Below are 14,292 nucleotides of genomic sequence, written 5' to 3'. Positions count from 1 at the left end.
CGAAGTGACCGGTTCTTGCACAGCAGAAGTCACTAATGTATGATTAATAGGGAAAACACTAAAACTTAGAGGAGACATTGAAATGACGGCGAAATATGCGGTTATTCTTGCTGCCGGACAAGGCACAAGAATGAAGTCCAAGTTGTACAAAGTTTTGCATCCAGTTTGTGGGAAACCCATGGTTGATCATGTGTTGACCCAGATTGAAGGAAACAAGATGGACCAAGTTGTAACGGTAATTGGTCATGGTGCGGACAAGGTGAAGGAAACCTTGGGGAAGCGGACCGCCTATGTGATGCAAAAAGAACAGCTCGGAACAGGGCATGCAGTTTTGCAAGCTGAACAGCTTTTAGGGGGAAAAGACGGAATTACTTTGATTGCGTGTGGAGACACCCCGCTTTTTACCACGCAAACCTTTAAGGAATTATTTGAGTATCATCAGCAAAAAGGGGCTGTAGCAACGGTTTTGACGGCTGTGACAGACCAGCCTTTTGGTTACGGACGGATTAAGCGTAATAATCTTGGAATTGTTGAAAAAATTGTTGAACAAAAAGATGCAACTGCCGAAGAGGCTGCAATTACGGAGATTAACACTGGAGTTTATTGTTTTGATAATAAGGAATTATTTGCAGCATTACACCAGATCAAAAATGATAATGCACAGGGTGAATATTATTTAACAGATGTGATGGAAATTTTTAAAAAACAAGATAAAGTAATTGCTGCATATAAGATGAAAAATTTTGCAGAATCAATGGGTGTGAACGATCGAATTGCATTAGCACAAGCCGCCCGAGTGATGAGAAAGCGAATTAACGAAAAACATATGCGCAATGGTGTAACGTTAGTGGATCCAGCAACGACATACATTGACGTTGATGTAACAATCGGATCTGACACAGTGATTGAGCCAGGAGTCTTGTTGAAGGGCAAAACTGTGATTGGAGCTGATTGTGTCATCGGGGCACATTCTGAAATCAGAGATAGCGTAATCCATGATGGGGTTCATATCACGTCTTCACTCTTGGAAAATGCGCAGATGGAGGATGGCAGCAATATTGGACCATATAGTCATCTTAGACCTGAGGCACAGATTGGCAAACACGTTCATATTGGTAATTTTGTAGAGGTTAAGCGGGCACAGATCGGTGAAAATACAAAAGTAGGTCATTTAACCTATGTCGGTGATGCTACACTGGGCAAAAATATCAATGTTGGTTGCGGGTGTGTTTTTGTAAACTATGATGGTAAAAATAAACATCAGACACATGTAGGCGACTATTCCTTTATAGGTAGTGCTTCCAATTTGATCGCCCCACTTGAAGTTGCGGATCATGCTTATGTTGCAGCCGGTTCAACCATTACAAATGATGTCGCTGCCAGGGATATGGCGATTGCCCGCGGACGACAAGTCAATAAAAAAGGGTACTATGACCGTTATCCATGTGCTCAAACAGCGCAAGAAGAAGAGAACGGGAATGATTAAGTGATAAGAGTCTAATTGAGCTTGATTTTAGTGTTAAAAGTGAATAAAATTATTGTAGATAAATATGAAAGATGGAGGCTGTCATGTCTGGACAATATAATGATCCAAAGCTCAAAATATTTGCTTTGAATTCGAACAAACCCTTAGCCGAAAAAATTGCTGCTTCGGTTGGCGTGGAATTAGGTAAAACTTCGGTTGATCGCTTTAGCGATGGCGAGATCAGGATTAATATCGAAGAAAGTATTCGTGGAGATGAAGTCTTTATCGTGCAATCAACTTCTGCACCCGTAAATGACAACTTAATGGAACTTTTGATCATGGTTGATGCTTTACGCCGTGCAAGTGCTGAAGTTATCAATGTGGTGATGCCTTATTACGGATATGCACGTCAGGATAGAAAGGCACGTCCGCGCGAACCAATTACTGCTAAGTTAGTTGCAGATATGATAGTTAAGGCAGGTGCAGACCGGGTGGTTGCGCTTGATTTACATGCCGCGCAAATTCAAGGGTTCTTTGATATCCCGGTTGATCATTTAATGGGTGCTCCATTGCTGGCAGATTATTTCTTAAATGCTGGTTTAGAAAAAGATGCAGTAGTTGTTTCACCTGATCATGGTGGAGTGACACGTGCACGTAAATTGGCGGAGTTTTTGAAAGCCCCAATTGCGATTATTGATAAGCGGCGTCCGAAGGCAAATGTTGCTGAAGTGATGAATATTATTGGTTCAGTCGATGGCAAACGTTGCATTTTGATCGATGATATGATTGATACGGCTGGAACAATTACGTTAGCTGCTCAGGCGTTAAAAGATGCCGGTGCGACCGAGGTTTATGCATGTGCAACTCATCCTGTTTTGTCCGGTCCTGCAATTGAAAGAATAGAGAATTCACCTATCAAGCGTCTTGTGGTGACTGATTCAATTAAGCTGCCAGAAGAAAAACAAATTGATAAGTTACTGCAAGTTTCTGTTGGGCCGTTGATCGGAGATGCCATCAAACGGATTCATGAGAATAAATCTGTGAGTCCACTCTTCAAGAAACGCTTTCACGAAGAAAATTAAACCTGAGTTTCCTTGTTAAATAAGACAAGAGAGCGGTATAGGTCGGTATGCTTTGAGTATTAATGCAAAATTGCAGGCATACATGTCTTTGGCGATGAGTAACTGTGGAGTTATCGAGTATTTTGATTTATGGAACATGTTTATCTGGAATAAAATAGAGAGTGTGACATAAGTCGGGAAAATTTGAGTACTAACTCGAAATTACGAACATAGCGGGTACTTTGCTATGAGTAATTCGAAGTTAGACGGAGAATTTTGACTTATGGAACACGTTTATCCGAAATAAAATAGGGGCTGTGACAAAAGTTAAATTTTGTCACAACCCCTATTTATTTTAAGCTACGCATTTAACGTCCACCAATCATCAAGTTCGGTTAAAATTCTTGATAAACTGCTGGGTTTTGATTGTTAGTGCGTCCATTGTCTTTATCAAGAGAAGAAATTGCAGTTACTTCTGCTGCAGATAATTCAAAATCAAACAATGTAAGATTTTGAATTTGTCTTGAAGTCGAACTTGACTTGGGGATCACAGCAGCTCCTAATTGTGTTTCCCAACGCAGAATAATTTGTGGGATTGTTTTGTTGTGCGCCACTGCGATTTTCTTAATCAGCGGATCTTTCAAGACAGCATTGGCGCGACCAAGTGGACTCCAAGCTTGAGTGACAATACCATGTTCGCGGTCAAAAGAAAGCTGTTTGGGCTGAGACCAGTAAGGATGGAGCTCAATTTGATCGACAACCGGCAAGACACCAGTTTCTTTTTCAAGTCGCTGCAAGTGTTCTGGCAAAAAGTTAGAGACTCCAATTGAGCGGACTAAGCCGAAACGTTGGGCATCAATCAATGCCTGCCAAGCCTCAACATATTGATCTTTGAGTGGATTGGGCCAGTGAATCAGATAAAGGTCAAAATAGTCAAGTTGCATACGGTACAGTGATTCTTGAATTTCGGTGAGTGCTTCTTGATACTGATGATGTCTACCCGGAAGCTTCGAGCTGATAAAAAGCTCCTCACGTGCAAGGCTAGACCGACGAATTGCGGCTCCGACAGAACCTTCATTTTCGTAATTAACTGCGGTATCAAGAGCACGATAGCCATTGTTTAAAGCTTGCTGAATAGTGTTTACTCCTGCAGCCCCACGTAATTTATAAGTACCAAACCCTACTTGAGGTAGTCGATTGCCATCACGTAATTCAAGAAAAGGTGTTTGTTTTGCTAATTCGTAATTCACACTGGTTCCTCCCTATTCATCTTTTTCAATTCTTTTGATAATTTGGTAGCTTTTGCTTGTCTGCTTGTTTGTAGCCGGCCGGTCTTTGTCGAACACGTAGTAAAGTTTGCCCTTTTCTTCCTGTACGATCAAGGGATAGCGCTTTGTTTTTTTACGGTAGATCTTGGCTGCTAAGTAAGCTTCTTCATAATCATAGCTACTGGAGATCATTTGACCTGGATTGAAGAGAACATTTTCAGGCATTGCTATCACTCCTCTCAAAATATCGTTGTTCCTCAAGAATCTGCCCACATTCTACCATGAAAATTCAACAATCAGTAGTATTTGGCTCTGTGTAAAAAGCAGTGCTGATTTCAGGAAACTTGTGAAAACTTGGAGCTGGGATAGTGTGCGCCGCGAGTATCTTCTCCATCCAAATCATGTCGTACCACGTTGAAAATTTATAACCGCATTGGTGAAAATGAGCAGTTTGGACGTAACCCATTTTTTTATGAAAATAGACACTTGTTAAGGGGAGGTGGGCGGTTTGTGTTTCAGAAAAACTAATGCAGGCGTTAAGATTGAGAATATTTTGCGCGCGTGCAATTTTTTCGAGTTCTGCATATAAGCGACTGCCAATCCCTTGATGACGAGTTTTTGGATCAAGGTAAATGGAAATTTCCGCGGACCAGCCATAAGCTGCGCGCGGATGAAAAGCAGACAGATAGGCATACCCCACAATTTTTTGATTAACTAAAGCTACCAAGTAGGGGTACCGCCTTGAGATTTTTAACATGCGTTTTTTAAACTCAGCAATACTGGGAACAGTATACTCAAAAGTAATTGCAGTTTGTTCAACGTAGTACGAGTACAGTTTGACTAAAGTTGCAGCATCTTGGAGAACTGCCGGTCTGATTTTGAAAGTTTCTGCTGTCATTTAGATAACTCCTTATGTAAAATTAGCTCAATTTTAGCGCTTTTTTTGCAATGCACAAGCGTTTATTAGATAAAATAAATAATAATCTTGTAAAGTTATTGAAAATGTTCAAACGCTAAAGTAAGATAATCACTGTTGATAATGGAATAATGTTTTTTAAAATTGGAGCAAAGTAATGGAAAAAAAATCACTTAGTAAAACATCTGAGCTGCCTTTAATGCTTGGGTACTTCGTTTTTTCAATTTTTTTAAATAGCTTAGGTAATGCGCTGACAGTTTCTCTTAATCTAGGAAGTGCATTGTGGACAGCAGCAGCAGTCAATGTTGCCCATGCAACTGCTCTTCAGTTGAGCTGGATTCTTTTTGTGGAAGGCTTTTTAGTAATCTTGCTTAATTTGTTTTTAGTCGGACATCTCTCAGTGAGAAGAGTTGTGGGTAATTTAATTTTTATGGTTTCTTTTTCTTATTTGGTAGGGGGTTTGTCTGGTGAGCTGGTTACTTTAGGCATTGGTAATCTTGCACTTCCTTTGCGTATTGTCCTTGATTGCGTGGGAATTGTTTTAATTGCAACTGCAATTTCAATCTATCAAAGGGTTAATTTGATAATGCACCCATGTGATGATTTGATGCAAATTTTACGCTTCAAGTTTTTTAAGGGTAATCCAAGTACTGCACAATTGGTATCTTTTATTCCACCAATTGTTGCAATTGGGGTTGTTTTTGGTTTTACACAGCAGATTTTTGCGCTTAATATCGGGACTATTTTCGCACTTATTTTTCAAGGAGCTTTAGTTGGAATTGCAGATCAAAGAGTTTTTCCGACATTACGCCACCATGATCTGGAAATTTAGAGCAGAGAATTTCAGTGTTACGTTTTTTAAATCCGGAGTTTCATAATTTGAAGAGGCTAGTTAGAAGTTTGGGACAAAAAGTCGCGAACTTTTTTTGTGCCCGCTATTTCCAAACAGCGAGTGCTGAAACTTGCACTAAAAGGTAACTAGCTGTACTTAAACTCGTAAACCAGACAACCCAATTCCGGAACTATTCGGTTGATACTGTTGATTCTCGCCATCTAAACGCCTTTTAACCCACTCGCACTTTAGTTTTCATTTTGTAAGTTATGAATTAAGTTGCTGCAATTATCAGCCGTGGGTGTTTACGATTTGCGTAAAGCTTAATGTTGAGGATTACAATTTCAGCCGTTGCTACAGTGATATCTGATTTTGAAATTGAATTTACAGATAAATACAGCATATTTTAAGCACTTTTAATATTTTAAAAGTTTTTTTAAGTCTTTAAAATCATTTACAAGCGCTTACAAGGATGTTAGAATAACTCTGTTAGGTGAAAAGTTATCTGTTAGCTTGCTTTTTTGGTATAGTCCAATTATAATAGGACTATACCAATAATTGGAGGTAGTCATAATGAAACTGATTGTTGTTAAAGATAGTGAACAAGGTGGCAAAGAAGCTTATCAGATTTTTGCAGAAGCCCTCAAAAATGGAGCAACAGTTTTTGGACTTGCAACTGGGAGTACTCCGCTTACGACCTATCAAAAGCTCGTAGCAAGCAAACTTGATTTTTCAGATGCTATTTCGATCAATCTAGATGAATATGTCGGATTGAAGCCAGATAACCCGCAGAGTTATCAATATTTCATGCAAGAGCACCTTTTTAAGAGCAAACCTTTTAAGCGGTCTTATTTGCCGCAAGGAGATGCCAAAGATGCAGCGCAAGAAGTAAAGCGCTATGACCGGGTAATTGCTGAGAATCCAATTGACTTACAGCTGCTTGGAATTGGAAGGAATGGTCATATTGGTTTTAATGAACCGGGTTCTGATTTTACTTCAGCCACCCATAAAGTGGCTTTAACACCGTCAACAATTGCTGCAAATGCGCGTTTCTTTAAAAATAAAGATGAAGTTCCGCGCTATGCTTATTCAATGGGAATCGGCACAATTTTAAAGTCTAAAAAGATTATCCTTGAAGCTTTTGGAGCAGCCAAAGCAGCTGCAGTTGCTGCGATGATCGAGGGACCAGTAACTCCGGCTTGTCCAGCAAGTGCCTTGCAAAAGCATGCTGATGTGGTAGTGATTGTTGATGAGGCAGCCGCTGCTAAACTGAAAAAGTAAGCAGTAAAATATGGGCTAAAAGCCAGTAGCTTGTGTACGAACACAAAATTGGGGACAACACACACTCCACCCCTCGCTCAGTTCGTAGCATAAGTATACTGCCTTTTGGCCCATATTTATTTTTCTCAAGAGTGATCGCAAGCAGATATCCCGTTCTTTTGGCGTTTACAAGCAAAGGAAAGGCTAAATACACTAGGCACTACCGTTTTTTTTCAGTGACAAGACGAGTTTTGGTTACTTCACCAGATGAAAAGCGGGTCCCATCATGCAAGACCAATCGCCCTTGATCATCGATAGTCTTAACGATCCCAGAAAATTTGCGGTTTCCTTGGACTAAAGTGACCTCCTTACCGAGCATCAGAGAACGTTTGCGATATTCGTCTAAAAAGGCACCATCTTCATAATGAGCGTAAAGTGTAAAGAATTCGTTTAAGATATTTGCGATAAAAATGTTGCGAGACACTTTTTGAGCAAGGACCGCTTGGCGCAAACTTCCGGCACGTTTTTGCAATTCAATTGGGAAACTTGTCGGATCGGTTAAGTAGTTAACGCCAATCCCCACAACGAGCTGGCTGATGGTTTGGCTTTCAATATCAGCAACTGCCTCGGTCAAGATCCCAATTACTTTTTTATCATTTAGGACGATATCATTAACCCACTTAATTTTAGGAAAAACAGCGAGTTTCTTTTCAATCGCCAGTGTGAGTGCAAGGGCAGTGGCAGTTGTTAACAAACCAGGGTTTAGGGAAGTACTTGGATTCTTGAGTAAGATGCTCAGATAAATTCCGGTTCCAGGTGAATCGAAATTGCGTCCGTAGCGACCATAACCATTCAATTGTTGATTTGCCAAAATAACGGTAGGAGAGGTTTGCGAGCCGTGCACTGCCAATTCTTTGGCACGAGTGCTAGTCGAACTGATTTTTTCATGAACTTCAAAGCTTAACTGTGTCCGCAACTCTTTTTTTAGATGTTGTTGAATAATAAAGGTGTTTAACTTGCCAGTGTCGGTGTAGTAGTATCCAGCATGACGTTTACTGCTGATAGGAAAACCATCTTCTTGTAGATGTTTAACTATTTTCCAGATTGCAGTGCGCGATAGCTGCAGTTTGGTTGCAATTGCCTCCCCAGAAACGTAATCTGGGCTAGTTGAAATTAATTTCAATACTTTTTGTGTGTTATCCATATTTTCTTCCTTAAAAGACTTTTACCTTGGATTATAACCGGACATTTTCAAGAATTCAAATGAGGATCAATTATCTTTTTTCTCATAAGAAAATTAGTGCTCTCTTTTTTTACAAGGATATCCATGATATCTTAGAAAAAGAATTGAAAATAAAAAGAAGTGAGTGTGTTGAAAGTAAAAAAAATACTGTTGGAAGTTGCAGTAATATTTTTGGGGGGCATTGCGCTTTATTTTGCTACCAGCCATAATGCTTTTATGTACCAGCAACCAATTCTGCAAGTTACAGCAGTTGAAAATGGGAAAACAAGTGTCACGAAAGATGAATTTAGTAATCGTGATGAGCAGACTACTCAAAGACTGACTGGGCGAATTTTAAATGGTTCTTCTAAGGGTGAAAAGTATACTTTTAGCAATACATATACAAAATCTGGCGGAATAGATCAAAAATTTCACGTCGGACAACAACTCTTTGTTAATTTGTATCATCAAAAAGGACGGACGTCAGTCTCGGTTTCAACCTACAAACGTGATACTTATTTTGCGATACTTGTGTGGATTATGCTGTGCCTACTCCTCTTAGTGATGAAAATAAAGGGATTACGGGCACTTGGTAGTGTTTTATTTAACTTCATCCTCTTTATTTTAATAGTCCAGTTGGATGTTAACTGGAATATTACTTCCTTTTTTGCAATCTTTGCCTGCAGTGCGCTGATTTTTACAGCACTCACGCTGGTCTGGATTTTAGGCTGGAATAAACAGTGTTTAATAACATTAGAGGCGATTGTCATTGGGACGGCGCTGGCGTTTGCCATTTGTATTTTTGCAATGTGGATCACCAATGATCAAGGGATGCATTATGAGGCACTAGACTTTGCCACCCAGCAACCTAAACAACTTTTCTTAGCCGCTAGTGTAATTGGCTTGTTGGGAACCGTAATGGATGCCGCAACCGATATTGTGTCAACTCTTTTTGAAATGAAACGACGGCAGCCACAGGTTGGGTTTAAGCGGCTATACAGTTCCGGAAAGCAGGTTGGCAAGTCGATCATGGGGCCGTTAGTGAATGTCTTATTATTAATCTTTTTTGCAGAGACCTTTACATTGGCAATTCTTTACTTTAGAACTGGCAATTCAATTGGATATACTTTTTCGTGGACAATGTCACTGGGCTTAGTGCAATCCTTAATTAGTGGAATTGGAATTACATTAGTGATCCCAACAGCAAGCTTTTTGGCTGCAATTACTTTGGGGAGAACGGAAAAATGACAACAATAAGTTTATTGACAATTATTTTAGCTGTTTTGATGGTAATCAGTGGTGGCCGCAGAGGCGCAATTTCATTTGTAAGTCTTTTACTGAATTTCACGCTTTTATTTTTAACAGTAATTCTGATTGCTGGAGGATTACCTGTTTTACCAGTTACCTTTCTTGCGGCAGTTTGCATTCTAGCAATTACCATTTACTTAGGAAACACAGATGAAGTAGAAACAAATGTAGCTTTCCTTGCAACGCTTGCAGTGCTGGTATTAATGTTATTGCTAATTGTTCCCCTTGATCATTTGGCCCAAATTCATGGATTCAGTAATGAAGAGTCGGAAGAAATTGAAGCTTTTAACTTAGCAATCGGAGTTAATTTTGAAGAAATTGCCCTGACTACGACTTTACTGAGTACCTTGGGAGCCATTGCCGAAGCCGCAATTGCGGTGGCAAGCGGAATGGCTGAGATTATTCGCCAGACTGCCACTGAAGGAGACTCGGAGTTGCGAAAGAGTGGTCGCAATATTGGTCTTCAAATAATGGGCATGACCTTTAATACGCTCTTTTTCGGCATGTTCGGCGGTAATTTGGCGTTATTCATTTTACTGTATAAATTACATGCTTCGTTTGGTTATTACTTAAACTCAAAGATTTTTGTGGGCGAGACCTTCTTGGTGCTCTATTCTGCAATTGCGGTTATTTTGGTTATTTGGCTTACGATTGAATTTATGATCATCAAAGCCCACAAAATGAAGCAGTCAAAATAACCTGGATATTAATGTTTACCTAGTCGTGATATAATTAATAATAAAGAATTCACGCTTGGGGAGTGAAGCTTAATGAATAATCAAGTCCGGAAAAAATTAGTCGCTATGGCAGTTTTAATGCTTGCAGTGGGGACTGCTGCGTGTTCGGCAGGAAGCCAAACTACTTCAAAAAGCAGTTCTAGTGTGGCACAAAACACGGAGATGACAAAGACAAGTTACCGCAAGGCTTTAACGGATTTGCAAAATGGTGCCCCGCAACAAGCATATCATGAGCTTGAAAAGGTTGTTGAAAAGGGAGCTGCGGACCGTAAAACAAAGGAGCTTTATTATAGTCTTAAAACGTTGCTAGCTGCCAAAAAAGCGGTGACAGCGAATCAGCTCGAAACAGCTGCAGCTAAGCTAGAAGTACTGGAGCAAGTTAAGACGCCGCAAAGCTTAGTTAAACAAATTAAAGCAGTTAAATCTGAGTATCAGGCAGTTAAATTGGCCAAAATGTATTACAATGAAACGATTGCTTATTACAAGGCTGCACGTTATTCAGAAGCTGGCGGCAGTCTTGAAATGCTCTTGGCATTACCTGGGAAATATCAGGCAGTGGTTGCATATCAAGAAAAAGGCAAACAGTATTCAGGCCAGATTGCAAGCGCCCAAAGCAAAGCAACCTCCACCAGTTCTGCGAGCGCGGCGAGCGCTGCAAACTCTCAAAGTAGCGGATACACTAATGCACGCAGCTCCAAAATTGTTAGTTCAGAATATAAGCAAAAAACGGGAAGTTCCATTTCTTCAGCAACTAATAGTCAAGTGTCATCAGTTGCTGAGGAACTCTCGGATTCAGAAATCTTAGGCAAGTTTCGGAGTGTTACAGGTATTCCGCAAGAAGCTGGCGATCAGTATTATGTTAAGAAACTGGCGGATCATCTGTATCAAATTGAAATTAGACATACGAGTCCCTCAAATACAAGCGTTTCAAATCTTAAGGGAATGTACAAGTATGATTATGGAACTGGGACCGTCGAAAAGATGAATGAGATTTCTGGAGAATATTCACGGATTAATTAAAATAACTTAGAAGTTAGGATGATGAGGGTGGAGAAGCTACAGCGCCACTACTATGTTAAGACAGTTGCATTTTTCCAGTTCATCGGTTTGTTGTGCTTTTTCTTAGGCATCCTAGGATTCAAACGTTTGCAAATTGCAGACGGCTTGTTTATGGTGGGACTGCTGGGAATTTGTTGTACTGTAGTCGATATTTTATTAGGGGCGCACTTGCTAGCAGGTTGGTTTCGCTGGCGTAGAAAAGGCGAGACTGATGCCGAATATCAGGCTGCCAAGATTGACCCGCATCAAGTCGGACGTCTTAAAGATAAACCGTTGCGCTTTAGCCGCTTAGGGAAAAGTTGTTTGAGTGTAGGGCTGGGCTATATTGTTTTTTCGATTCTTTTAACCTGGTGAACTAAAAAATGAGCACACTAGCATCTCAGACTCGGAGTTCAGCAACTCTGGATGAGAAATGCGCAGTGTGCCCATTTTTTATGGTGGATTTTTTTGAGAAAAAGAGGACTGTTTCTCAGGACTTCTTTACCAGCAAACTTCATGCTGAGGATTAGCTTATTGTCACAAGTCTAGGTTACTTTGTAGACTAGCACCTGGTTTTTCGGGTCTGAGCGTTATTTGTCGGCATTTTTGGGGATGATGACCCATCTGTTTTTGAGATAGTGTTGGAAAGCCTGATAGATGGGAGTAAAGACTTCAGGATCTTCCGAAGATGAAAGCATCTCTTTTGGGAAAAAGAAACGCTCATCACCAGAGAATTTTCCTGTAATAGCACTCACCAAACTACTGACGGCTGAGAGCTCAACCAGCGAACCATCGTCTTGCATCAACTCAATTTGATCAGCTTTTTTGGTACTACCAGGGACATAGGTATCATAGGGCAGATCATAGCTATCGTTGGTCGCAGTATAATATTCTGCGTTGTAGCCTGCTTCGCTAACGAGTTTACTGAGTTCTGGAAGTAAAAATGCGGTTTTAGAAGAAAAGCGGACTGATTTCAAAGGCTTTCGATTGAGAAAACGTTTAGCGAGATCGCTTAGAATGTGGTCTGGACTGGTACACCATTGAATAAAATAAGTATTTAGTACACCATCATCTAACTTGAGATAGTCGTCAATCGAAAAATCTTTTTTGAAAAAAGGCAGCAACAGACTGGGGTTTCCAATTGCTTCTAAGTCTTTGTGCTCAAACAGATATTTTGCTCTTTTTAATAAATGGCTTAAAATAACTTCCATGGAACGAGAAACTGGATGAAAATAAACTTGTTGATACATCTGAAAACGGCTCACAATGTAATCTTCAACGGCGTGCATCCCACTAATGTGGAAAGTAATGCCATTGTGATAAGGTCGCATTACACGTAAAATACGTTCAAGGTCAAAAGTTCCATAATTGGTGCCGGTGTAGTAGGAATCACGTAACAAGTAATCCATCCGATCGGCATCAATTTGGCTAGAAATCATTTGGACTACTTGAGGATCTGGATAGCTTTTCTGAATGACACTTGCAACTTTGGCGGGAAAGTCAGCAGAAACGCGTTTTAAGACCTGATTAACTTCTGTTTCTGGAGAAGTTAGGATGGCAACTGTTAATTTTTCGTGATCAGTATGGAAGATATGTTCGAAAGTATGTGAATAAGGACCATGGCCAATATCGTGGAGTAAAGCAGCACATAACGCTACTAAGCGCTCATGATCGTCCCACAGCCCATCTTGGGGTGTCTTTGTCGGATAATTTCGTTGAAAAAGATCACAAATTTGACGTGTGATCTCATAAACACCGACTGAATGTGTGAACCGGGAATGTTCTGCTCCATGGAAAGTGCTGCTAGCAGTTCCAAGCTGACGAATGCGACGTAAACGTTGAAATTCACGGGTATTAATCAGATCAAGGATCACTTGGTGTTGGATATAGATATAACTATGGATCGGATCGCGAAGGACTTTCTCCATCGGCAACATTTTATTTTTGTAAGCAATAATAGTTCCTCAGCCCCTGACTGTACATCGTTTTGTTTAGATTAATCTAGCCTTATTATAACTTAAACTAGGCACAGCTGCACAGTACCTTTCGTTTCAAAAGACTAACTAATTTAGGCAAAATGCTATATAATTAATTCAAAGAGTGTTAAAAAGGAGGTGGTTGCGTTGGGCAATGGAACACCTGTTTTAATCTATTTAAAAACTAGACATAATCAGGACGGAGAAACAGTTGAATATGAAAAGGAGTTTCAAGGACAGATTTTTCAAATGGGCAGTTCACTTTACTTACGTTACAATGAAGAAACGGATGAGCAGAGTACTGTGACTTTTAAGGTATTTGAAAATGGAAATGTGCAGCTTACCAGGAAAAACGAGGATTTGCGGATGCAACTTTTCTTTGGAGATAATCGCCGCATTTCGGCCACATATCGGACTCCCTACGGTGATATTCCAATTGAGACTGTTACACCTGATTTGACTGTCAGACTAAGTGAAGCACCTTTAGCAGGCAAGATCAATATTGATTATTTATTATACAGTGGTGGACAGTTACTAGGAGAATATAAAATAAGATTGCATTTTACTACTTAAGATTGTATGATAATACGTAGACTGTAGAAGGGACGTGTACCAGTTTGGAGCTAGAAATTTTTAAGGATGCCAACAAAAGTGAATTGTCTATGATTGAAGTTGCTCATGCTATCCTTAAACAGCGCGGGGATGTGATCCCTTTTGCTGATTTAGTTAATGAGGTTCAAGAATATCTCGCTAAAAGTGATGAAGAAATTAGAGATCGTCTTTCACAATTTTATACCGATTTAAATGTTGATGGCAGTTTTATTTCTCTGGGTGACAATCTTTGGGGGCTGCGTTCGTGGTATCCATACGACTCCATTGATGAAGCTGTGATTCACGTTGAAGATGATGATCCAGAAGAACCTAAAAAGAAAAAAAGAAAAAAAGTCAATGCTTTTATGTCCGATGCTGCTGAAGATGATGATGTAATCGATTATAACGATGATGATCCAGAAGATGATGATCTGGATGCTGATTATGCTGATGACAGTGACGATGACAAAGAATTGAAGGAATACAGCAAGGATTTGAGTGATATTGATGATCCGGAAGATGAAGAAGAACTCCCAGATGGAATTGAGGGACAATTGACTGAGCTTTCGGATGATGATTTGAATGAAGATGATGACGAACAAGAAGGTCGTTAAATCT

General features: G+C 40.0%; 15 protein-coding genes. 10 read left to right on the top strand and 5 right to left on the bottom strand.

What is annotated here, in order from left to right; genetic code table 11:
- Positions 1–82 precede the first annotated feature (82 nt).
- Complete coding sequence (gene glmU, locus AB3Y88_RS03715; protein ID WP_056959817.1) at positions 83–1,486, top strand: bifunctional UDP-N-acetylglucosamine diphosphorylase/glucosamine-1-phosphate N-acetyltransferase GlmU; 1,404 nt, start codon at positions 83–85, stop codon at positions 1,484–1,486.
- A gap of 83 nt (positions 1,487–1,569) precedes the next feature.
- The gene (locus AB3Y88_RS03710) at positions 1,570–2,547 is read left to right on the top strand and encodes a ribose-phosphate diphosphokinase (protein ID WP_056959814.1); all 978 of its coding nucleotides are present in this window, start codon (positions 1,570–1,572) and stop codon (positions 2,545–2,547) included.
- A gap of 374 nt (positions 2,548–2,921) precedes the next feature.
- On the opposite strand, the gene AB3Y88_RS03705 is transcribed toward AB3Y88_RS03710, so the two are convergent.
- The 3 genes from AB3Y88_RS03705 to AB3Y88_RS03695 form a co-directional block, all read right to left on the bottom strand.
- Complete coding sequence (locus AB3Y88_RS03705) at positions 2,922–3,776, bottom strand: aldo/keto reductase (protein WP_056959812.1); 855 nt, start codon at positions 3,774–3,776, stop codon at positions 2,922–2,924.
- A 12-nt stretch (positions 3,777–3,788) separates the two neighbouring features.
- Positions 3,789–4,019, bottom strand: a complete 231-nt coding sequence (locus tag AB3Y88_RS03700; RefSeq protein ID WP_054757758.1) for a hypothetical protein — start codon at positions 4,017–4,019, stop codon at positions 3,789–3,791.
- Positions 4,020–4,083: 64 nt separating this feature from the next.
- Positions 4,084–4,692, bottom strand: coding sequence for a GNAT family N-acetyltransferase (locus tag AB3Y88_RS03695; RefSeq protein ID WP_056959810.1), 609 nt, complete (start codon positions 4,690–4,692; stop codon positions 4,084–4,086).
- A gap of 175 nt (positions 4,693–4,867) precedes the next feature.
- Here AB3Y88_RS03695 and AB3Y88_RS03690 point away from each other — a divergent pair, with 175 nt between their 5' ends.
- Positions 4,868–5,542, top strand: a complete 675-nt coding sequence (locus AB3Y88_RS03690) for a hypothetical protein (RefSeq protein WP_056959808.1) — start codon at positions 4,868–4,870, stop codon at positions 5,540–5,542.
- Positions 5,543–6,115: 573 nt separating this feature from the next.
- Complete coding sequence (gene nagB, locus AB3Y88_RS03685) at positions 6,116–6,823, top strand: glucosamine-6-phosphate deaminase (protein ID WP_228888881.1); 708 nt, start codon at positions 6,116–6,118, stop codon at positions 6,821–6,823.
- Positions 6,824–7,022: 199 nt separating this feature from the next.
- Here nagB and AB3Y88_RS03680 read toward each other — a convergent pair whose 3' ends face one another.
- Entirely contained in the window at positions 7,023–8,006 is a 984-nt protein-coding gene (locus tag AB3Y88_RS03680; protein ID WP_056959806.1) for a biotin--[acetyl-CoA-carboxylase] ligase, read from the bottom strand.
- A 168-nt stretch (positions 8,007–8,174) separates the two neighbouring features.
- Between AB3Y88_RS03680 and AB3Y88_RS03675 the strand changes: the two genes are divergently transcribed.
- The 4 genes from AB3Y88_RS03675 (at position 8,175) to AB3Y88_RS03660 (ending at position 11,482) form a co-directional block, all read left to right on the top strand.
- Positions 8,175–9,272, top strand: a complete 1,098-nt coding sequence (locus AB3Y88_RS03675) for a YibE/F family protein (protein ID WP_056959804.1) — start codon at positions 8,175–8,177, stop codon at positions 9,270–9,272.
- Positions 9,269–10,030 (top strand): YibE/F family protein, encoded by a 762-nt coding sequence (locus tag AB3Y88_RS03670; RefSeq protein ID WP_228888878.1) that lies wholly within the window; start codon positions 9,269–9,271, stop codon positions 10,028–10,030. The genes AB3Y88_RS03675 and AB3Y88_RS03670 overlap by 4 nt, the downstream gene beginning before the upstream one ends.
- A gap of 72 nt (positions 10,031–10,102) precedes the next feature.
- Entirely contained in the window at positions 10,103–11,089 is a 987-nt protein-coding gene (locus tag AB3Y88_RS03665) for a hypothetical protein (RefSeq protein WP_056959800.1), read from the top strand.
- A gap of 27 nt (positions 11,090–11,116) precedes the next feature.
- Positions 11,117–11,482: a DUF3899 domain-containing protein gene (locus AB3Y88_RS03660; protein WP_162256063.1), complete on the top strand. Its 366-nt coding sequence runs from the start codon at positions 11,117–11,119 to the stop codon at positions 11,480–11,482.
- A 215-nt stretch (positions 11,483–11,697) separates the two neighbouring features.
- Here AB3Y88_RS03660 and AB3Y88_RS03655 read toward each other — a convergent pair whose 3' ends face one another.
- Positions 11,698–13,044, bottom strand: coding sequence for an HD domain-containing protein (locus AB3Y88_RS03655; RefSeq protein ID WP_228888876.1), 1,347 nt, complete (start codon positions 13,042–13,044; stop codon positions 11,698–11,700).
- Between the two features lie 177 nt (positions 13,045–13,221).
- Between AB3Y88_RS03655 and AB3Y88_RS03650 the strand changes: the two genes are divergently transcribed.
- Together AB3Y88_RS03650 and rpoE are read left to right on the top strand one after the other, a co-directional pair.
- Positions 13,222–13,656 carry a DUF1934 domain-containing protein gene (locus AB3Y88_RS03650; RefSeq protein WP_162256062.1) on the top strand — a complete coding sequence of 145 codons (435 nt, stop codon included), beginning with the start codon at positions 13,222–13,224 and terminating at the stop codon, positions 13,654–13,656.
- A 44-nt stretch (positions 13,657–13,700) separates the two neighbouring features.
- Positions 13,701–14,288 (top strand): DNA-directed RNA polymerase subunit delta, encoded by a 588-nt coding sequence (gene rpoE, locus AB3Y88_RS03645; protein WP_228888873.1) that lies wholly within the window; start codon positions 13,701–13,703, stop codon positions 14,286–14,288.
- Positions 14,289–14,292 lie beyond the last annotated feature (4 nt).

Origin of the sequence: Liquorilactobacillus satsumensis, from assembly GCF_964065465.1 — a bacterium.
GTDB classification, from domain to species: Bacteria; Bacillota; Bacilli; order Lactobacillales; family Lactobacillaceae; genus Liquorilactobacillus; species Liquorilactobacillus satsumensis.
This window is presented reverse-complemented; position numbering and strand designations above follow the sequence as displayed.